This window comes from Streptomyces sp. A0958 (genome assembly GCF_004795035.1).
GTDB lineage: Bacteria > Actinomycetota > Actinomycetes > Streptomycetales > Streptomycetaceae > Streptomyces.
Map to the genome: position 1 here is coordinate 32,354 of NZ_SSBK01000006.1, position 20,563 is coordinate 52,916.

General features: G+C 72.4%; 17 protein-coding genes. 7 read left to right on the top strand and 10 right to left on the bottom strand.

Going from position 1 to position 20,563, the window contains the following annotated elements; all coding sequences use genetic code 11:
• Positions 1-22: 22 nt before the first annotated feature.
• Positions 23-1,840: an ABC-F family ATP-binding cassette domain-containing protein gene (locus E6P78_RS08465; RefSeq protein ID WP_136202907.1), complete on the bottom strand. Its 1,818-nt coding sequence runs from the start codon at positions 1,838-1,840 to the stop codon at positions 23-25.
• A gap of 123 nt (positions 1,841-1,963) precedes the next feature.
• Here E6P78_RS08465 and E6P78_RS08470 point away from each other — a divergent pair, with 123 nt between their 5' ends.
• A complete protein-coding gene (locus E6P78_RS08470) occupies positions 1,964-2,599 on the top strand; it encodes a lipoprotein (protein WP_346765559.1) in 636 nt (211 codons plus the stop codon).
• Positions 2,600-2,603: 4 nt separating this feature from the next.
• Here the strand turns inward: E6P78_RS08470 and E6P78_RS08475 are convergent, their stop codons facing one another.
• The 5 genes from E6P78_RS08475 to rsmI form a co-directional block, all read right to left on the bottom strand.
• A complete protein-coding gene (locus E6P78_RS08475; RefSeq protein WP_136202909.1) occupies positions 2,604-3,497 on the bottom strand; it encodes a 4-(cytidine 5'-diphospho)-2-C-methyl-D-erythritol kinase in 894 nt (297 codons plus the stop codon).
• Positions 3,494-4,381, bottom strand: coding sequence for a 16S rRNA (adenine(1518)-N(6)/adenine(1519)-N(6))-dimethyltransferase RsmA (gene rsmA / locus E6P78_RS08480; RefSeq protein ID WP_136202910.1), 888 nt, complete (start codon positions 4,379-4,381; stop codon positions 3,494-3,496). Before rsmA ends, E6P78_RS08475 begins: the two co-directional genes overlap by 4 nt.
• Before the next feature lie 503 nt (positions 4,382-4,884).
• On the bottom strand, positions 4,885-5,751 hold the full coding sequence (locus tag E6P78_RS08485) for a TatD family hydrolase (protein ID WP_136202911.1): 867 nt from the start codon (positions 5,749-5,751) through the stop codon (positions 4,885-4,887).
• Positions 5,752-5,793: 42 nt separating this feature from the next.
• Positions 5,794-6,264 (bottom strand): hypothetical protein, encoded by a 471-nt coding sequence (locus E6P78_RS08490; protein WP_136202912.1) that lies wholly within the window; start codon positions 6,262-6,264, stop codon positions 5,794-5,796.
• A gap of 159 nt (positions 6,265-6,423) precedes the next feature.
• A complete protein-coding gene (gene rsmI / locus E6P78_RS08495) occupies positions 6,424-7,320 on the bottom strand; it encodes a 16S rRNA (cytidine(1402)-2'-O)-methyltransferase (RefSeq protein WP_168712586.1) in 897 nt (298 codons plus the stop codon).
• A 53-nt stretch (positions 7,321-7,373) separates the two neighbouring features.
• Here rsmI and E6P78_RS08500 point away from each other — a divergent pair, with 53 nt between their 5' ends.
• The 3 genes from E6P78_RS08500 to E6P78_RS08510 all read left to right on the top strand — a co-directional run bounded on the left by E6P78_RS08500 (position 7,374) and on the right by E6P78_RS08510 (position 11,233).
• The gene (locus tag E6P78_RS08500; protein WP_136202913.1) at positions 7,374-9,152 is read left to right on the top strand and encodes a phospholipid carrier-dependent glycosyltransferase; all 1,779 of its coding nucleotides are present in this window, start codon (positions 7,374-7,376) and stop codon (positions 9,150-9,152) included.
• 136 nt (positions 9,153-9,288) lie between these two features.
• The gene (locus E6P78_RS08505; protein ID WP_136202914.1) at positions 9,289-10,935 is read left to right on the top strand and encodes a penicillin-binding transpeptidase domain-containing protein; all 1,647 of its coding nucleotides are present in this window, start codon (positions 9,289-9,291) and stop codon (positions 10,933-10,935) included.
• Positions 10,936-10,960: 25 nt separating this feature from the next.
• On the top strand, positions 10,961-11,233 hold the full coding sequence (locus E6P78_RS08510; protein WP_240799109.1) for a hypothetical protein: 273 nt from the start codon (positions 10,961-10,963) through the stop codon (positions 11,231-11,233).
• Here the strand turns inward: E6P78_RS08510 and E6P78_RS08515 are convergent.
• Both E6P78_RS08515 and E6P78_RS08520 read right to left on the bottom strand, forming a co-directional pair.
• Positions 11,227-11,859, bottom strand: a complete 633-nt coding sequence (locus E6P78_RS08515) for an NAD(P)H-binding protein (RefSeq protein ID WP_136202915.1) — start codon at positions 11,857-11,859, stop codon at positions 11,227-11,229. The genes E6P78_RS08510 and E6P78_RS08515 overlap by 7 nt on opposite strands.
• Positions 11,856-12,809 carry an EamA family transporter gene (locus E6P78_RS08520; RefSeq protein WP_136202916.1) on the bottom strand — a complete coding sequence of 318 codons (954 nt, stop codon included), beginning with the start codon at positions 12,807-12,809 and terminating at the stop codon, positions 11,856-11,858. The genes E6P78_RS08515 and E6P78_RS08520 overlap by 4 nt, the downstream gene beginning before the upstream one ends.
• Before the next feature lie 90 nt (positions 12,810-12,899).
• On the opposite strand from E6P78_RS08520, the gene E6P78_RS08525 reads away from it, so the two are divergent.
• From E6P78_RS08525 to E6P78_RS08535, 3 genes are all read left to right on the top strand, one after another.
• On the top strand, positions 12,900-13,790 hold the full coding sequence (locus E6P78_RS08525) for a LysR family transcriptional regulator (protein WP_136202917.1): 891 nt from the start codon (positions 12,900-12,902) through the stop codon (positions 13,788-13,790).
• A 151-nt stretch (positions 13,791-13,941) separates the two neighbouring features.
• A complete protein-coding gene (locus E6P78_RS08530) occupies positions 13,942-15,042 on the top strand; it encodes a DUF1996 domain-containing protein (RefSeq protein WP_168712587.1) in 1,101 nt (366 codons plus the stop codon).
• Between the two features lie 178 nt (positions 15,043-15,220).
• Positions 15,221-16,978 carry a discoidin domain-containing protein gene (locus tag E6P78_RS08535; protein ID WP_136202918.1) on the top strand — a complete coding sequence of 586 codons (1,758 nt, stop codon included), beginning with the start codon at positions 15,221-15,223 and terminating at the stop codon, positions 16,976-16,978.
• A 185-nt stretch (positions 16,979-17,163) separates the two neighbouring features.
• On the opposite strand, the gene E6P78_RS08540 is transcribed toward E6P78_RS08535, so the two are convergent.
• Positions 17,164-19,707, bottom strand: coding sequence for an FtsX-like permease family protein (locus E6P78_RS08540; protein ID WP_136202919.1), 2,544 nt, complete (start codon positions 19,705-19,707; stop codon positions 17,164-17,166).
• Entirely contained in the window at positions 19,704-20,549 is an 846-nt protein-coding gene (locus tag E6P78_RS08545; protein WP_136202920.1) for an ABC transporter ATP-binding protein, read from the bottom strand. Before E6P78_RS08545 ends, E6P78_RS08540 begins: the two co-directional genes overlap by 4 nt.
• Between the last annotated feature and the right edge of the window lie 14 nt (positions 20,550-20,563).

The following is a 20,563-nucleotide window of genomic DNA, read 5'->3' on the forward strand; positions in this document are numbered from 1 at the left end:
GCGACGGCGAATGGTTCAGCGGTCAGGCGTCCTCGGCCAGTTCGAGCCAGCGCATCTCCAACACATCGCGCTCGGCGACCAGTTCGCGCAGTTCGACGTCGAGCTTCGCGACCTTCTCGAAGTCGGTGGCGTGCTCGGCGATCTGGGCGTGCAGGGTCGTCTCGCGGGTCGACATCTTGTCGAGCTGCCGCTCGACCTTCTGCAACTCCTTCTTGGCCGCGCGGGCCGCCTGCGCGGAGACCGCGGACGCCGGGGCCGCCGCCTGCGCACCGGCCGAGGGAGCCGCGGCCGGAACCGCCGTCTCGGCCTGACGCTGCCTGCGCTCCAGGTACTCGTCGATGCCGCGCGGCAGCATCCGCAGCGACTTGTCCCCGAGCAGGGCCATCACCCGGTCCGTGGTGCGCTCGATGAAGAACCGGTCGTGGGAGATCACGATCATGGAGCCCGGCCAGCCGTCGAGCAGATCCTCCAGCTGGGTCAGGGTCTCGATGTCCAGGTCGTTCGTGGGCTCGTCCAGGAACAGGACATTGGGCTCGTCCATCAGCAGGCGCAGGATCTGGAGCCGGCGCCGCTCACCACCGGAGAGGTCACCGACCGGCGTCCACTGCTTCTCCTTGGTGAAGCCGAACTTCTCGCAGAGCTGCCCGGCGGTCATCTCCCGCCCCTTGCCGAGGTCGACCCGGTCGCGGACCTGCTGGACCGCCTCCAGCACCCGCAGGTTCGGGTTCAGCTCGTGGACCTCCTGGGAGAGGTAGGCGAGCCTGACGGTCTTGCCGACGACGATCTTCCCGGCGGCGGGCTGCTCGTCGCCCTGGGTACGGGCCGCCTCCGCGAGCGCCCGCAGCAGCGAGGTCTTGCCCGCGCCGTTGACCCCGACCAGGCCGATCCGGTCGCCGGGGCCGAGCTGCCAGGTGAGGTGGGTGAGCAGGGTCTTGGGGCCCGCCTGGACGGTCACGTCCTCCAGCTCGAAGACCGTCTTGCCGAGCCGGGCGTTGGCGAACTTCATCAGCTCGCTGGTGTCGCGCGGCGGCGGCACGTCGGCGATCAGCTCGTTGGCCGCCTCGATGCGGTAGCGCGGCTTGGAGGTGCGGGCGGGGGCGCCGCGCCGCAGCCAGGCCAGCTCCTTGCGCATCAGGTTCTGCCGCTTGGTCTCCTCGGTCGCGGCGATCCGCTCCCGTTCGGCGCGGGCGAACACGTAGTCGCTGTAGCCGCCCTCGTACTCGTGGACCGTGCCCCGCTGGACGTCCCACATGCGGGTGCAGACCTGGTCCAGGAACCAGCGGTCGTGCGTGACGCAGACCAGCGCCGAGCGGCGGGCCCGCAGATGGCCGGCGAGCCAGGAGATGCCCTCGACGTCCAGGTGGTTGGTCGGCTCGTCGAGGACGATCAGGTCCTGCTCGGCGATCAGGAGCTTGGCCAGGGCGATCCGGCGGCGCTCACCGCCGGAGAGCGGGGCGATGACGGTGTCCAGGCCGTTCTCGAAGCCGGGCAGGTCGAGCCCGCCGAAGAGGCCGGTGAGCACGTCACGGATCTTGGCGCTGCCCGCCCACTCGTGGTCGGCGAGATCCCCGATGACCTCCTGGCGGACCGTGGCCTGCGGGTCGAGGGAGTCGTGCTGGGTCAGCACGCCCAGGCGCAGTCCGCCGCTGTGGGTGACACGGCCGGTGTCCGCCTCCTCCAGCCGGGCCAGCATCCGGATCAGGGTCGTCTTGCCGTCGCCGTTGCGGCCGACGACACCGATCCGGTCGCCCTCGGAGACGCCGAGGGACACACCGTCGAGCAGGGCACGCGTGCCGTACACCTTGCTGACCTGCTCGACATTGACGAGGTTGACGGCCACGAACGCTCCAGCATTGAGGAAAACTCCGACCTTCAGCGTAGTCGCCGCCGCGCGGACCTCGGTACGAGCGCCCGCCCGGCCCGGTGTACGTTGCGCGCAAACGATCAAGGGGTGGGGATGTTCATGACGCGTCGTACCGTTCGCGGGCTGGTGCCCGCACTGCTGGCCGCGGCCGCGCTGACCGGCTGCTCGTCCGAGCCGGACACCGACGGCGGAGCGAAGGCGGAGAAGTCCGCCGGGGCGCCGGCCGCGAAGACCGCGGCCGAGGGCGCCACGGTCGGGGCCTCCGGTTCCGGCTGCGAGCTGCCGGTGACGTTCGAGCTGGCGAAGGACTGGAAGCCGGCAGCCGTCTTGCCGGTCGCCCCGGACTCGGAGCTGGGCGACTTGGCCACGCAGGGCCCGGTCACCATGGTCTGCGAGATCGACGCCAAGCCGGCCGGGCACATCGGGTTCCTGCGGGTGTGGCAGGGGAAGAGCAAGGACGCCTCGCCGCGCGAGACGCTGGAGGGCTTCGTCAAGGACGAAGAGAACACGTCCAAGGTCACGTACACACAGGTCACGACAGGCAAGCAGGCCATGACCGAAGTGACCTACACGTTCCACAGCGTGCTCATGGAGGGTCCGCGCCTCACCCACGCCTTCGCCCTTTCGGCGCCCGAGGGCCCGGTCGTGGTCCACCTGGGCGGCCTGGACTCGGCCGAGCACGAGGGCATGCTGCCGGCGTACGAACTGGCGAAGCGGACGGTGCGGGTGGGCTGACCGCCTACAGGACCGTCGCGCCCGGTGCCGGGGAGGCCGCCGGGCGGGCGGTGCGGCAGGTGCCCGACGCGGCCAGCGCGGCGGCGACCTCGCGGGCCGTCGCCGCGTCCTCCGTGAGGAACGCGGTCGTCGGCCCCGAGCCGGAGACCAGCGCGGCCAGGGCACCCGCCTCGGTGCCCGCCGCCAGGGTGTCCGCCAGCGACGGGCGCAGCGACAGGGCGGGGCCCTGGAGGTCGTTGCTCAGCGCACCGGCCAGGGCCTTCGCGTCACCCGTCCGCAGCGCGTCCAGGAGCGCGTCCGACGCGACGGGCTCGGGAACCCGCGTCCCTGCCGTCAGCCGGTCGAACTCGCGGTAGACCGCCGGCGTGGACAGCCCGCCGTCGGCGACCGCGAACACCCAGTGGAACGCGCCGCCGACCTCGACCGGGGTCAGCCGCTCCCCACGCCCGGTGCCGAGCGCCGCGCCGCCGGTCAGGCTGAACGGCACGTCGCTGCCCAGCTCGGCGCAGATCCCGAGCAGCTCCTCGCGGCTCGCGCCCGTCGACCACAGCGCGTCGCAGGCCAGCAGGGCACCGGCCCCGTCCGCGCTGCCGCCCGCCATGCCGCCCGCGACGGGGATGTCCTTGTCGATGTGGATGTGCACGTCCGGCGCGATGCCGTACCGCGCGGCCAGGGCGGTCGCGGCCCGTGCCGCGAGGTTGGACGCGTCCAGCGGAACCTGCCCCGCGTCCGGCCCCGCGCAGGTGATCCGCAGCGTTTCGGCGGGCACCACGGTGACCTCGTCGTACAGACCGACGGCGAGGAAGACGTTCGCCAGGTCGTGGAAGCCGTCGGGGCGCGCGGCACCGACCGCGAGCTGGACGTTGACCTTGGCGGGGACCCGTACGGTGACACTCACTCGGCGCTCCCGGGCGTGTTCTGGGCGGGCTTGTTCTCGGCGACGGCGGCGAACTCCTCGACCGTCAGGGACTCTCCGCGCGCCTGCGGCGAGACGCCCGCCGCGAGCAGGGCGGCCTCGGCGGCCGGTGCGGAGCCGGCCCAGCCGGCCAGGGCCGCGCGCAGCGTCTTGCGGCGCTGCGCGAACGCCGCGTCCACGACCGCGAAGACCTCTTGCTTGCTCGCCGTCGTCGCCACGGGTTCGGTGCGGCGGACCAGCGAGACGAGCCCGGAGTCGACGTTCGGCGCCGGCCAGAACACCTTGCGGCCGATGGACCCGGCGCGCTTGACGTCCGTGTACCAGCTGGCCTTCACCGACGGCACCCCGTACACCTTGTTGCCCGGCCGGGCGGCCAGCCGGTCCGCGACCTCGGCCTGCACCATGACGAGGGTCCGCTCGATGCTCGGGAAGCGGTCCAGCACGGTGAGCAGGACGGGCACGGCGACGTTGTACGGGAGGTTGGCGACGAGCGCGGTCGGCGGCGGGCCCGGCAGTTCCCGTACGAGCATCGCGTCGGAGTGCACCAGCGCGAACCGGTCGGCGCGGTCCGGCATCCGGGCGGCGACGGTGGCGGGCAGGGCGGCGGCCAGCACGTCGTCGATCTCGACGGCGACGACCCGGTCGGCCGCCTCCAGCAGCGCCAGCGTCAGCGAGCCGAGCCCCGGCCCGACCTCGACCACCACGTCGTCCGGCCGCACCCCCGCCGTCCGCACGATCCGGCGGACCGTGTTGGCGTCGATGACGAAGTTCTGGCCGCGCTGCTTCGTGGGACGTACGCCCAGGGTCGCGGCCAGCTCGCGGATGTCTGCGGGGCCCAGGAGGGCGTCGGGCTCTGTGGTGCTCACGTACTCAGCGTACGGCCCTTGGGGCGGGGGGCCTGCCGTTGCTTGCCCCGTCCCGGGGCGGAGGGTTCCGTCCTCAATCGCCGGACGGGCTCAAAGGCGCGCCCCGGCCTGTGGGTGGGGTCCGGGGGCCCTCCGGGGCGTCTCCTCGGACGACGAACGTTCGGCGGGTACGCAGTGGCATCCGGGTATCCGTTCGTCGTCCTGCGGGGACTCCCCTGCACGCCCCCGAACCACCCGTCGCGCGTCTGCGACAGACGTACCACCGGCGTAACACACGCGAGCGAGACCGGGTGGGGGCGTGCAGGGCAGTCCCCGCAGAAAATGGCGTACGACCCGGGTCCTCCACGCACCCGGGTGAACACGCCGTTTTTGAGGAGTCTGCCCGGAGGGCCCCCACCCCCACCCACCGGACAGGAGGCGACCCGCACCCCGCGGAGCGACCCGCACAAACCCAGCCCGTCCGGCGCTTGAGGACGGAACCCCGCACCCCGGAAAGGGGGAACTCAGTAGTCGAACGCCCGCGCCGTGTTGTCCGCGATCGCAGCCGCCAGCACGTCCTCCTCCAGCCCCTTCACCGCCGCCATCGCCCGCAGCGTGACCGGGATCAGGTACGGCGCGTTGGGGCGGCCCCGGAACGGCGCCGGGGTCAGGAACGGCGCGTCGGTCTCGACCAGGACCAGCTCCGTCGGCGCAACGGAAAGCGCGTCGCGCAACGGCTGGGCGTTCTTGAACGTCACGTTGCCGGCGAACGACATGAAATACCCGGCCTCCGCGCACACCCGCGCCATCTCCGCGTCGCCGGAGTAGCAGTGGAAGACGGTCCGCTGCGGCGCCCCCGCTTCCGCGAGGATGCGCAGGACGTCGGCGTGCGCCTCGCGGTCGTGGATGACGAGCGCCTTGCCGTGCCGTTTGGCGATCTCGATGTGGGCCCGGAAGGACTCCTCCTGGGCGGCCACACCCTCGGGCCCGGTCCGGAAGTAGTCGAGCCCGGTCTCGCCGACACCGCGTACGTGGTCCAGCGCGGCCAGCGCGTCGATCTCGGCGAGGGCGTCGTGGAGCGCGGAGGTGCCGCCGCCCTCGCGGGCCCCCTGCCGTGACCAGCCCTCCGGGTCGCCGTGCACGATGCGCGGCGCCTCGTTCGGATGCAGGGCCACCGCGGCGTGCACGTTGGCGTGCGCGGCGGCCGTCTCCGCCGCCCAGCGGGAGCCCTTCACGTCGCAACCCACCTGGACCACGGTCGTCACGTTCACCGCGGCGGCCCTGGCCAGGCCCTCCTCCACGGTGCCGTCCTGCATGTCCAGGTGGGTGTGCGAATCTGCGACCGGCACCCGGAGGGGTTCGGGCAGCGGCGGGGCTTCGGTACGGCTCATGGCCACGATCGTACGAGGATCGCGGCGCACGGCCCTACGAGGTCACTTGCGGAACGGGTGCAGAAGATCGGAGAGGTGCCAGTGGTGGCCGGCCGCCGGAACGGCGGTGGCGGCCACAGGCTCCTCCCGGGGCTCCCGGGGCTCCCGGGGCTCCCGGGGCTCCCGGGGCTCCCGCGACTCGCGCCGCTCGCGCGACCCGTGCCGATCACGCGGCGCCTCCGCGGGCAGCGGCCCCGCCGGCGCCTGGGTGGGGTTCTGGTCGCGCAGTAGCTGCTGGACGGTCGATACCCGGCCGGCCCGCATGATCCGTACGACGTGCCCGCCGCAGTTCGCGCAGGTGGGGGTGGAGAGGGGGGAGGGCACCCGCTCGCCGTCCGCCTTGTAGACCACGTAGGCGTGCTGGGAGGCGTCGACGTGGTGTTCTATCTCGTAGGCCTGCTCCCAGCCGTGTCCGCACCTCATGCAGGCGAAGGCGTAGGCCTCGTGCACGGTGGTTTCTACGATGTCGCTCATGCCTGCTCCTCTTGTCCGCCGGACAAGCACTCCGGAGAATGCGTCCTTCGTCCAGTGGACGCCTTTACCGGCTGGAGCGCACCGGGCCCTGTCGAGTATTGGAGCGGTTTTGGCCTTGTCGTGGCGAAACGGCCCGGTACGCGGCTCTCGCTTTGCTTTTCACGATAGTCCTTTGCCGTCCGCGTGGCCGGTCCGAGCAGCATTCTTTGCCGCGACGACCGCGTCGAACACCTCGCGTTTGGGCAGCCCGGCGTCCGCGGCGACGGCGGCGATCGCCTCCTTGCGCCGCTCCCCCGCCTCCTCGCGCACCCGCACCCTGCGTACCAGTTCCTCGGCGTCCAGTTCCTCGCCCCCGGCACCGGCGCCCTCGACGACGACGGTGATCTCGCCGCGTACCTGCTCGGCGGCCGACCAGGCGGCGAGGTCGCCCAGCGGGCCGCGCTTGACCTCTTCGTACGTCTTGGTCAGCTCGCGGCAGACGGCGGCCCGCCGGTCGGCGCCGAAGACCTCGGCCATCGCGGCGAGGGTGTCGTCCAGGCGGTGCGGGGCCTCGAAGAAGACCATCGTGCGGGGCTCGCGGGCGACCTCGCGGAGCTTGGAGAGGCGTTCGCCGCCCTTGCGCGGCAGGAAGCCCTCGAAGCAGAACCGGTCGACCGGCAGCGCGGACAGGGCGAGCGCGGTGAGCACGGCGGACGGGCCGGGCACGGCGGTGACCCGGATGTCCTGCTCCACGGCGGCGGCGACGAGCCGGTAGCCGGGGTCTGAGACGGACGGCATTCCGGCGTCCGTGACCAGCAGCACCCGGGCGCCCCCCGCCAGCGCCTCGACGAGTTCGGGCGTACGGGCGGTCTCGTTGCCCTCGAAGTAGGAGACGACGCGCCCCGTGGTGTGGACGCCGAGCCCCTGGGTCAGCCGGCGCAGCCTGCGGGTGTCCTCGGCGGCGATGACGTCGGCCGCCTCCAGTTCGGCGGCGAGGCGTGGCGGGGCATCCGCCAGGTCGCCGATGGGGGTTCCTGCGAGCACGAGCGTTCCAGTCGTTCCAGTCACAGCGCCCATCCTCCCAGCACGGGCGGCATCGCTCCCACAGTCGTGTTCCCTACGATGGCGCGGTGACGAGTACAGCGCCCGAAGCCCGGCAGGGCCAAGACGCCGGGGAGCAGCACGGCCCGGAGCCGACTTCCTGGCAGCAGCGGCTGCGCCGCTTCGGCCATTCCCCGCGTCCCGGAATCGGGCTGCGGGAGCGGCTGATTCCGCCGTACACGCGGCCCGGGAACCAGCTGTGGGCGGTGCTCGGCGTGCCGCCGCTGCTCGCGGACCGGCTGGTGCGCTGGTCGGCGTGGGGCGGCCCGCTCCTGGTGGCCGCGGTCGCGGGCGTGCTGCGGTTCTGGAAGCTGGGCAGCCCGCACGCGGTGATATTCGACGAGACGTACTACGCCAAGGACTCCTGGGCGCTGATCAACCAGGGGTACGAGGGGGCGTGGCCCAAGGACGTCGACAAGCTGATCCTGAACGACCCGTCGCAGGTGCCCGTGCCGACGGACCCGGGCTATGTGGTGCACCCGCCGGTCGGCAAGTGGATCATCGGCCTCGGCGAGCAGATGTTCGGCTTCACGCCGTTCGGCTGGCGGTTCATGGTGGCGGTGCTCGGCACGCTGTCGGTGCTGATGCTGTGCCGGATCGGCCGCAGGCTGTTCCGCTCGACGTTCCTGGGCTGCCTGGCGGGGCTGCTGCTCGCGGTGGACGGGCTGCATTTCGTGATGAGCCGCACCGCGCTGCTCGACCTGGTGCTGATGTTTTTCGTGCTGGCCGCGTTCGGCTGTCTGCTGATCGACCGCGACTGGGCGCGGCGGCGGTTCGCGGCCGCGCTGCCGGTCGACGAGGAGGGCGTGCTGCGTCCGGACGCCGGGGTCGCGGAGAACCTGCGCCTCGGCTGGCGCCCCTGGCGGATCGCCGCCGGGATCTCGCTCGGCCTGGCCTTCGGCACGAAGTGGAACGGGCTGTACATCCTGGTCGCGTTCGGCCTGATGACGGTGTTGTGGGACGTGGGCGCGCGCCGCACGGCCGGCGCCGTGCGCCCGTACACGGCGGTGCTGCGGCGGGATCTGGTCCCGGCGTTCGTCTCGACGGTGCCGGTCGCGATCGTCACGTACATCGCGTCGTGGACCGGCTGGATCATCCGCAACGACCCGGACCGGCACGGCTACTACCGGGACTGGGCGGCGACCGACGGCAGGGGCGGGAGCTGGACCTGGCTGCCGGACTGGCTGCGCAGCCTGTGGCACTACGAGAACCAGGTCTACGAGTTCCACGTGAACCTGACGTCGGGTCACACGTACCAGTCCAATCCGTGGAGCTGGATCGTGCTGGGCCGGCCCGTCTCGTACTTCTACGAGGAGCAGAACGGCTGCACGACCTCGGCGACCGGCAAGTGCGCCCGCGAGGTGCTGGCCATCGGCACCCCGCTGCTGTGGTGGGCCGCCTGCTTCGCCCTGGCGTACGTGCTGTGGCGCTGGGTCTTCCGCCGCGACTGGCGGGCGGGCGCGATCGCCTGCGGGGTGGCCGCGGGCTGGGTGCCGTGGTTCCTGTACCAGGAACGCACGATCTTCCTTTTCTACGCGGTCGTCTTCGTGCCGTTCCTGTGTCTCGCGGTGACGATGATGATCGGGGCGATGCTGGGCCCGGCGGCGAACTCCGGGGCACGTTACGAACTCGGCCTGGCGAAACCCGATCCCTCGGGCGAACGGCGCCGGACACTGGGTGCGGTGGCGGCCGGTGTGCTCGTTCTGTTGATCATCTGGAATTTCATCTATTTCTGGCCGCTGTACACCGGAACCCCCATTCCGGAGGATTCCTGGCGGGACCGGATGTGGCTGGACACCTGGATTTGAGCGGACCGTTCCCGCCATTGCGCATCGCATTCCGATAACGACCAAGTCCCCTGTCACTACGGTCCCGTAAGGTGCCTCGCACAGCCCCCTTGAACGCGTTCAAGAGGGAGGCTCCGGGGGATGGGGACAGCAGGGAATGCGCAGTGGAGCGAAGATAGGCATCGTCGGCGGGGCGTTCGCGCTCGTGCTGGGCGGGGTGGGGTACGGGGCGTACAACGTCCTGGACGGGCTGGGCGACGGCGGGGGCGGCGGTACGAGCACCGCCGCCGACTCGTCCGAGGTGAGGACGGGGCCGGTCACCGAGAAGGAGATCGCCGAGACGTCGAAGAAGTTCCTCGCCGCGTGGGCGAAGGGCGACGCGACGCTCGCGGCGGCGCTCACCAACAACAAGGGCGACGCGGAACCGGCCCTGGCCGGGTTCAGCGAGACGGCGCACGTCACCAAGGCCGTGATCACCCCCGGCGCGGCGACCGGCTCGACGGTCCCGTACACCGTGAAGGCGACCGTCTCGTACAAGGGCACCTCCAAGCCCTGGTCGTACGCCTCGAAACTGACCGTGGTCCGCGGCCTGACCACCGGGCACGCGCTCGTCGACTGGGAGCCCTCCGTCATCCACCCGGACCTCGCCAAGGGCGAGTCGCTGGAGACGGGCGAGGCGTCGACCGCGTCGATCGAGGCGGTCGACCGCAACGGCCAGGTGCTCACCACGGAGAAGTACCCGTCGCTGGGCGGCATCCTGGACGAGCTGCGCAAGAAGTACGGCGAGAAGGCCGGCGGCACCCCGGGCATCGAGACCTGGATCAACAGCGCGAACGCCGACGGCGCGGACAAGACCCTGCTGACCCTGGTCAAGGGCGAGCCGGGCCGGGTCCGGACCACGCTGGACGCGAAGATCCAGGCGGCGGCCGAGCGGGGCGTGAAGAAGTACGAGCAGGCGTCGGTCGCGGCCGTCGAGCCGTCGACCGGGGCGATCCGGGCCATCGCCAACAACCGGGACGACGCCTTCGACGCGGCCCGGCTGGCCAGGATCGCGCCCGGCTCGACCATGAAGATCATCACGGCCGCGATGATCATCCAGAACGGGCTGGGCCAAGCCGACTCCCCCGTCCAGTGCCCGTCGACCGTGCCCTGGGTGGGGGTGACCTTCCACAACCTGGACGACTTCTCGATGACGAACGCCACCCTGAAGCGTGCCTTCGCGAAGTCCTGCAACACCGCGTTCATCAAGCCGATCGCTCCCCTGGGGGACAAGCGGGACACCGCGCTGAGCCTGGAGGCCGGCCAGTACTTCGGGATCGGCCTCAACTGGCAGACGGGGGTCACCACCTGGGACGGGAAGGTGCCCGAGTCGCAAGACGCCGAAACCGCCGCCTCGTACATCGGCCAGGGCAAGATCCAGATGAACCCGCTCAACATGGCGTCCGTCACCGCCACCGCCGTGAGGGGCCAGTTCCTCCAGCCCTACATCGTCCCGAAGAGCCTGGACAACCGGCCCTTCGCCGTCGCCAACCCGCTGCCGCCCGGCGTCTCGTCCCAGCTGAAGGAGATGCTGCGGTACACCGCGACCAGCGCCGAGGGCACCGCCACCCAGGCCATGGCGAACGTGGGCGGTGACAAGGGCGCCAAGACGGGCTCGGCGGAGGTCGACGGGCACGCCACGTCCGACAGCTGGTTCACCGGCTTCAGCAACGACCTCGCGGCGGCCGCCCTCGTCCAGTCCGGCGGCCACGGCGGGGACGCGGCGGGGCCGGTCGTCGCCGAGGTCCTGCGCGCGGGACCGTGACGGACGGCCGGGGGACCTTGAACGGGTGAGGGCCCCTCCGGGTCCGGCGGCTGCGCGACAGGCCCTCGGCGTCACCGCCCGGACCGGCGACGACGGCGACGGGCCGCGGCACGGGGCGGACTACCTCGTGGAGGTCGACGGCGACCTTGACCGCCCCGCGCTGGAGTGGTCCGAGAACACCGCGTACGACCGGTTCGGCCCCGGGGACCTGCCCCGGCTCAAGGAGAACCGCGCCCCGGGGAAGTTCCTGGTCCACGACCTGATCGCCGCCGCGCTGCGGGGCGGCGGCCCTCAGTAGCCGATGGTGAAGCGCCGCTCCCCGTACGGCATTTCGAGCTCGTCGACCACGGCCACCGCGAGGTCTTCCGCCGATATCCGGGAGGTGCCGTCGGCCGCGGTGAGGAGTGTGGTGGTGCCGCGCCGGTACGTGCCGGTGCGGGTGCCGGGTTCGAGTACGGCGGGCGGGCTGAGGTAGGTCCAGTCGGCCGGGTGCGCGCGGCAGGCGTCCAGCTGCGCGGAGCTGGCGGCGGCGACCGTGCGCCACTGCGGCGGTACGTACTCCGGGCTGTCGAGCACGAGGCGTGCGGGGTGGCCGGGGGCCGTCAGGGGGCCGGCGCCGCCGACGACGAGGATGCGCGTCCCGGTCCTCGCCGCCGCGTCGAGCAGGGCCGTCGTGGTCGCCGCGATCGTGTGCTCGTGCCCGGCGGGCGGCCGGGTCGCGGCCACCACCGCGTCCACGCCGTCGAACAGGGCGCCCATGGCGTCGGTGTCGTCCGCGTCGCCCTCCGTCGCGGTGACGCCGGGCGGCAGGGCGTCCGGCCGGCTGCGGCGGTACACCGCGAGGAGCGCGTGGCCCCGGCTTGCGGCTTCGGTGACGACGCGGGAGCCGGCCATGCCTGCGGCTCCGATGACGGCGATCCTCATCGAGGAGTCCTTTCCGTTACGGGAGTTGGAGGGGCTGAGGGGGTACGGGAGGGGGCGGGGAGCTGGCCCCCGACGATCGAGGCGAGGGCGAGCGCGAACCCGACGAGCTGGACCGGGCCGAGCGTCTGGCCGAGGACGACCGCGCCCAGGCCGGCCGCGACGAGCGGGGAGAACAGGCCGAGGACCGCGACCGAGGTCACCGGCAGGGTGGCGATGCCCTGGAACCACAGGACGAAGGTGATCAGACCGCCGACCAGGCCCAGCCAGAGGTAGCCGAGCGCGGCCCGCCCGTCGATCGCGGGAGGCGCGCCCTCGGCCAGGAAGGTCAGGGGCGCCAGGAAGAGGCCCCCGGCGGTGAGCTGCCAGCCGGTGAAGGCGAGCGGGCTGACCCCTTCGGGGCGGCCCCACCGCTTGGTGAGCGTCACGCCGAGGCCCATCGTGGCCGCCCCGGCGAGACCCGCGACCACCCCGACGGTGTCCAGCGCCGCACTGGGGCCGATCACCACCAGGCCGACGCCCACCACGCCGGTCGCACCCCACAACAACGGCCGGGCGGACCGCCGTTGGTGCAGCACGGTCACGGTCAGTACGGCGACGACGAGCGGCTGGGCGGCGCCCAGGGTCGCGGCGACGCCACCGGGAAGGCGTTCGGCGGCGATGAACAGCAGCGGCAGGAACAGGCCGATGTTCAGCACGCCGAGCACCGCCGCCTTCCCCCACCAGGCCCCGCGCGGCAGCACGCGGGTGAACGCGAGGGCGATCAGGCCGGCGGGCAGTGCGCGCAGGAACCCCGCGAACAGGGGGTGACCGGCCGGCAGGAACTCGGTGGTGACGATGTAGGTGGTCCCCCACACCGCGGGGGCGAGCGCGGTCAGGGCGGTGCGGGACAGGGTTCCGGGACGGAAACCACCTGCCCCGCCGGGGGCCCCCCGCAGGGGTCTGCTTGTCATGCCTCGAAGTCTCACGTGGGGTCACTCATGAGTCCAATACATGTCTGTCACCGCATTGATCTCGATCCGAGATGGATACACGATGAGTCCATGGAGCTTCAGCAGATGCGTTACGTGATCGCGGTGGCCGAGACGAACAGCTTCACCCGGGCCGCCGAGCAGTGCCTCGTCGTCCAGTCCGCCCTGAGCCACCAGATCGGCCGGCTCGAACGGGAGCTGGGCGCACGGCTCTTCGAGCGCACCACCCGCCGGGTGCGGCTCACCCCGGCCGGTGAGGCGTTCCTCCCGGCCGCCCGCCAGTGCCTGGAGGCCGCCGAACGGGCCGCCGCCGAGGTCGCCGCGGCGGTGGGCGAGGTGCGCGGCCGACTCGCCGTGGGCCTGATCCCGACGGTCACCGCCGTCGACATCCCCGCCGCGCTCCGCGACTTCCGCCACCGCTACCCCCACGTGCGCATCAGCCTGCGGGTGGGCGCGAGCGACGAGCTGGCCGAACAGGTCCGTCAGGGCGCGCTCGACGTGGCCTTCCTCGGACTGCCCACCACCGCCCGGCCCCGGGGCCTCGCCTCCCACGAACTCGCCCGCGACCGCCTCGTCGCCGTGGTCGCCCCGGGCCATCCGCTGGCCGGCGCGCCCTCCGTGGACCTGCGCCGGCTCGCCTCGGAGGTTTTCGTGGACTTCCCCGCGGGCACGGCCGGCCGAGCCCAGACCGACCAGGCATTCTCGGCCGCCGGCCTCGTCCGCGACGTCGCCTTCGAGGTCACCACCGCCGACTACATCGCCAGCCTGGTCGCCCCCGGCCTCGCGGTGGCGATGCTCCCCCCGGCGTACGCCGACCGGCTCCCCGGCATCGTCGCCGTCGACGTCTCCGACGCCCCGGCCCGCGTACAGCACGCCGCCTGGAGCCGGTCGGGCCGCACGCCTGCGGCAACGGCGTTCCTGGGGGCACTGGGCATCCCGGTACACGACGGGCGCGAGGCGTGAACCGACGACACGAACTATTGACACGCTCTTGTCAGGAGCGGAACACTCCACTGGGAGAGCGCTCTCCAATAGTTGTCCCGCGCCGCAGTTCTCCCCGATCCCGCACTCTCCCCACGCCACGCTCCCCCACGACGCAGCAGGAGGTCTCTCCATGCCACGGAGGTCCAGAACCCTCACCGGACTGCTCTTGTTCACCTCGCTCGGCCTGACCACGGCGGGCATCGCCGGGATCGCGGCGACGGCGAACGCATCCACCGAAACGGCCACCACCGCGCACGCGGAGCACGCCGGGTACTCCATGCCGGGGATGCCCGGCATGGAGGCGTCCACCCGGGCCTCGGGCGACGACCCGGACGGGGACGGCTACATCATGGCCGACCCGCCGGTCACCGGGGTCGTGCCCTCGACGGCGGTCCCGCCGCAGGCGTACTTCCACGAGTTCCAGGCCAAGTGCGCCCCCACGCACACCGCCCCGGACGACCCGATCGTCTACCCGGGCCAGCCCGGCAAGTCCCACGACCACACGTTCATGGGCAACACCACCACCGACGCCTACACCACCGCCGCCTCACTGGAGTCCGGGGACACCACGTGTCTGGCGCCGGGTGACAAGTCGGGCTACTGGATGCCGAGCCTGTTCGACGGGGACACGAAGATCCTCCCGGACGGCGTCCAGACCATCTACTACAAGTCGGGCGTCACCGACTACACCAGCGTCCGCCCCTTCCCGAAGGGCCTGCGGTACGTCGTCGGCAGCCCGATGCAGAGCCAGGAGGAGTTCAGGAACCTCAAGGGCACCGTCGAGGGCTGGGAGTGCGGTGACTCGTTCAAGAACTACGACTTCCCCGCGACCTGCCCCGACCGCCGGGACGTGCAGCTCAACCTGCGCCTCCAGGCGCCCAGTTGCTGGGACGGCATCCACCTGGACACGCCGGACCACCAGAGCCACATGGCCTACCCGGTGGCCTCGGGCAACAACTACAACTCCTGCCCGGCCGAGCACCCGGTCGCCCTGCCGATGATCGAGTTCAAGATGGCCTGGCCGGTCAACGGTGACATGTCGCAGGTGAAGCTGGCGAGCGGCGCCGGCTTCTCGTTCCACTACGACTTCATGAACGGCTGGGACACCGCCACGCTCGACGCGATGGTCACCCACTGCGTCAAGGGCGGCCTCCAGTGTGACCCGCACGGCTACGACGAGAACCACCCCGACAAGGGCGCGGTGCTCGACGGGAACTACGAACTGCCGTAGCGGACACCCCGCGTACCCCCACGTCCGGGGCCTTTTTTCGGCCCGCCACGGAGAGCGCTCTCCAAGATCGGCCCCGGACACCGGGCGCGCCCTGACCCACTCCCAGCTCCTCTTCCCCAACCCCCCGCTCCCCCCACCTCCCCGCCCTCCAACTCCCCCCACTCGCAAGGAGAGTCACATGCACCATCCCCCCACCCGTACCGCTCGGCGCCTCGTGGCACCGGTGGCGGCGGCCGCCCTGCTCGGCGGCGGCCTGCTCGCGCTCCAGGCGCCCGCGGCCCAGGCGGCCGGCAACGTCGTGAAGGTCACCGGTTCGCAGGGCGACTGGCAGCTGACGGTGGACGGTTCGCCGTACACGGTCAAGGGCCTCACCTGGGGCCCCTCGGTCGCCGACGCCGAAAAGTACATGCCCGATGTGGCGTCGATGGGCGTCAACACCATCCGCACCTGGGGCACGGACGCCACCAGCAAGCCGCTCTTCGACACGGCGGCGGCCAACGGCGTCAAGGTGATAGCCGGCTTCTGGCTCCAGCCAGGCGGCGGCCCAGGCAGCGGCGGTTGCGTCGACTACCTGACGGACACGCAGTACAAGAACGACATGCTCGCCGAGTTCCCCACGTGGGTCGACACCTACAAGGACAACCCGGGCGTCCTCATGTGGAACGTCGGCAACGAGTCCACGCTCGGCCTCCAGAACTGCTACGGCGGCGACGAGTTGGAGGCCCAGCGCAACGCGTACACCTCTTTCGTCAACGACATCGCCAAGAAGATCCACGAGGTGGACCCGAACCACCCGGTCACCTCCACGGACGCCTGGACCGGTGCCTGGCCGTACTACAAGAAGAACGCCCCCGACCTCGACCTGTACGCCGCGAACGCCTACGACGCGGTGTGCAACGTCAAGTCGGACTGGGATCAGGGCGGTTACGACAAGCCGTACATCGTCACGGAGACGGGCCCGGCCGGTGAGTGGGAGGTGGACGACGACGCCAACGGCGTACCGGACGAGCCCACCGACACCGCGAAGGCCGAGGGATACACCGAGGCGTGGGACTGCGTCACGGGTCACACGGGGGTGGCGCTCGGCGCGACGATGTTCCACTACGGCGTCGAGGACGACTTCGGCGGTGTCTGGTTCAACCTGCTGCCGGGCGGGGAGAAGCGGCTCTCGTACTACGCGGTGAAGAAGGCGTACGGCGCCGACACCTCGGGTGACAACACCCCGCCGGTGATCACGGACATGACGGTCGACGACGCCACGGAGGGCGTCCCGACCGGCAGCGACGTACACGTCACCACCCGCACCACCGACCCGGACGGCGACGCGACCACCTACCAGGTCCTCTTCAGCAGCAACTACATCGACGAGAACAAGGCGCTCGTCCCCGCCGAGACCAAGGACAACGGCGACGGCACCCTCACCGCGAAGGCCCCCGGCAAGACCGGCGTCTACAAGGTGTACGTGAAGGCCACGGACGGCCACGGCAACGTGGGCATCGAGACCAAGTCCCTCAAGGTGGTCCCGCCGAAGGTGGACGGCACCAACGTCGCCCAGGGCAAGCCCGCCACGGCCTCCTCCTTCCAGACGGACCCCACGGGCGGCTGCCCGTGCGGCGCGGAGAACGCGGTGGACGGCAGGTTCGACACCCGCTGGGCCGGCGACTGGAGCGACCCGCAGTGGCTCCAGGTCGACCTGGGCACCTCCACGGCCATCAAGCACGTGCAGCTCGCCTGGGACCCGGCGTACGCCAGGTCCTACGAGATCCAGACGTCCGAGGACGGCCAGAACTGGACGACGGTGAAGTCCGTGACGGACGGCAACGGTGACATCGACGACCTGGACGTCACCGCCGCCGGCCGCTACGTCCGCGTCAACGGCACGGAGCGCGGCTCGGGCTACGGCTACTCGCTCTACGAGTTCGGCGTCTACAGCTGACCGGACTCCCCGCCCCGGGCATGACCGCCGAAAGGGCAGCGCTACCACCACCTCGGCGTTCCGTTTGAGGGAACGGCCACGCCGCGACAGGCCTCCCGGGACTGCCCCCGGGAGGCCGTCGGCGCTCCCCGTCGACAGGGCGGCGGGAGCCGGTGTCACCCGGGCTCCCGCCTCGTACGGTTCCGCTACGACCAGCGGCGCAGCGAGCCCCTGGCCGGCAGCCCGACCGCGAGCAGGGCCAGGCCGCCGACGGCCACCGCGAGGGCTCCGTACATCGGCGGTGGCACGTACGGCGCGTCGCCGGTCACGCCGTTCATCATCGGGATGAGCGTGGCCGCGGCGATCGCGGTGCCGAGGACCATGCCCACCGCGGAGACCAGGAGGGCCTCCCAGCGGAGCATCGTCATCACCTGCCGCCGGGTGGCGCCGACGAGACGCAGCGCGCCCAGTTCGGGGCGGCGGTCCAGGACCGTCATCACCAGGGTGTTGACCGCGGCGACGGCTGCGAATCCGCCGAGGACCGCGGCCATGGTGTTGTTCATCCAGGCGCCCAGTTCCGCGTCGCGATTCCGCTCGGTGGCGTAGCCGGAGGCGTCGGTCACCTCGCCCAGGGCGGTGAGCGGCTCCTCCGAGCCGCCCCGTACCAGCAGCGTGCTGTCGAAGCCCGAGGTGACGTGCCCGGCCAGGGACGCCCGGTCCATGGTCACCGCGGCCAGGCCGAGGCCCCGGCCGTAGACCGCGACGATCTCGGGGGCGGCCTCGGTCCCGTCGGGGAGGTAGAGCGGGAGCCGGTCGCCGACGCCGGCGTCCGCCGAATCCGCCAGGGTGCGGTCGATGGCGATACGGCCCGCGCGGAGCCGGTCGAGGCTGCCCTCGCGTACGTCCAGGTCCTGCACCTTCGCCAGTTCGGCGCCGGAGCCGGTGACGCCCTGGGTGGCCGCCCCCTGCAGCGACTTGAATTCGCCGGAGCCGGTCGGCACCAGCACCTGTGTGTTCAGCAGCCCGACGGCTGCCTGGACACCCGGCGCGCGGGCCGCGCGGGCCGCCGCGTCCACCGGGAGCCCGGCAGGGTCCGTCACCACGTGGTCCGCGGTGATACCCGCGCGCAACTGCTTGTCGGCGGCGTGGCTCTCGCTCGTGTGCATGAACACGAGGGTCGAGGAGAAGGCCACGGCGAGCACGATCGGGGTGATCGCGGAGGCGAGGCGGCGGGCGTTGGCGCGGGAGTTGGCGGCCGCGAGCCCGGCCGACGGCCCCGCGCCGCGCAGCGGCAGCCCGAACAGGCCCGCGCACAGCCGCGCCACCAGCGGGCCGAGCAGCCCGACGGCGAGCATGAAGAGCATGACGACTCCGAGGGCGGCACCGGCCGCGTCGTCCCCGGCGGAGCGGGCGGACACGCCGGTGAGGATCGCGCCTCCGACGAGGGCGCCGACGCCGAGGAAGGTGCGGACCGGACCGGGCCGCAGCCGCTCCACCGACGCTTCCGACAGCGCCTGTCCCGGCTTGATCCTCGCGGGCCGGCGCCCGGCCATCCAGCCTGCGCCGAGCGCGGTGAGCAACCCCATGACGACGGCGGCGAGCAGCGGGAGACCGGAGACGTGCAGGTCCACGGCGCGCGGGACGGCGCCACGGTCCTGGAGCTGCCCGAACCACCAGTGCGCGAGCCCGATGCCGGGCAGGCAGCCGACGATCCCGGCGAGCGGCGCGACGAGCAGCGCTTCGGAGGCGACCGCGCGGCGGACCTGCCGCGGGGTGGCGCCGATGGCGCGCAGCAGGGCGAAGGAGCGGGCCCGCTGACCGACCGAGAGCGCCACGGTCCCGGCGGCGGTGAAGACCGCGACGATGGCGGCGATGCCGCCGAAGGAGCCGCCGATTCCGAAGAGTGTCACCTTGGCGTACCCGAGGCCCGGGTCCTCGACGCCGCCGCGGTCGTCGCCGGTGTGGACCAGGACACCGGAGCCGGCGAGGGCCTGCTTCACGGCGTCGGCGAGAGCGTCGGTGCCGGTGCCCTCCTCCGGCAGCACGACTACGGCGTCGGCCTTGCCGGGGTGCCCGGCGAGGGTGGGGGCCTGGGCGTCGGCGAACCAGGTCATGGCACCCGCCTCGCCGGAATCCCGGACGGTCTCCGCGGAGCCGGCCTCGGCGATGCCGGCGACGCGGAAGTCCCGCTGCCCGGCGGCGGTCTCCAGCACGACGGTGTCACCGACGGAAGCCCGCGCGGCGCGGGCCGTACCCGCGTCGAGCACGACCTCGCCCTCGCGGGGCGCGGAGCCGGCGGTCAGCGAGGTGCCGGTGAAGGTGTGCGCGCCCCATCCGTGCGCGGTGAGCACACCCCCCGGGACGTGCAGTTCCCGGGCGCCGGAGCCGGCGCCGCCGCCCGGCGCGTGCACGGGAAAGGTGAAGTCCGCGACGGCGGTGGCCGCGCCCGGCGCCTCGGCGGCCTTCGCCGCCAGCCCGGCGTCCATCCGTGCGGTGTCCGGCAGCGGCGTCGCCTCCTTCTCCAGGTCCTCGCCGCTGCCGGTGACGACGTACTCGTTCTGGTCCGCCGCCGCGACGACCGGCGCGGCTGCGTACCGCTCGGGCGGCACGGAGGCGCGCAGGCCGGTCTCCAGCAGGATTCCGCAGGCCGAGACGATCAGTGCGGACATCAGCAGCGCGAGGAAGGTTCCCGCGAAGGACGCGGGTTTGAAGCGGATGGCCTCGCGTGCGAGTCCGTTGGGGCGCCTCATGCCGCCACCCCTGCCATCGCCCCGGCGCGGGCGGTGCGTGAGGTGAGCGCGGCCATCCTGGCCGCGATCTGCTCCGCCGAGCCGCGCTCGACGTGGTCGGCGAAGGCGCCGTCGGCCAGGAACAGCACACGGTCGGCCCAGGCGGCCGCGGTCGGGTCGTGGGTGACCATGACGACGGTGGCCCCGAGGGCGTCCACCGCGTTGCGCAGCAGGCCGAGGACCTCGGCGGCGGTGCCGGTGTCGAGGGCGCCGGTGGGCTCGTCCGCGAAGATCACGTCGGGTTCGGCGGCCAGGGCGCGGGCGACGGCCACGCGCTGCTGCTGACCGCCGGAGAGCTCCGCCGGCCTGCGCCGCGCCTTGTCCGCGAGTCCGACCTGGGCGAGCACCGCCTGTGCCCGGTGCCCGTCCCGGCGCTGCCCGGCCAGCCGCATCGGCAGCAGCACGTTCTGCTCCACGGTCAGCGACGGCAGCAGGTTGAACGCCTGGAAGACGAAGCCGAGGCGGCCGCGGCGCAGCTCGGTCAGCTCGTTCTCGCTCATGCCGGTGATCTCCGTACCGCCGAGACGCACCGATCCCGCCGACGGCCGGTCGAGACCGGCGGCGCACTGCAGGAAGGTGGATTTGCCGGACCCGGAGGGGCCCATGACCGCGGTGAACGTGCCGCGCGGCAGGGCCAGGTCGATGCCCACGAGGGCGTGCACCGTGCCCGCCCCGCGTCCGTAGTGCCGCCGGACGTCGCGCAGTTCGACGGCGAGACCGGGCGTGGCGGGCGGGCCCCCGGGCCGGTTGTCCGCCTCCGGCCGGTCGCCCGCCTTCCGCCGCTTGCCGCTGCGTAGCCTCATTTTCCGGTCTCCCT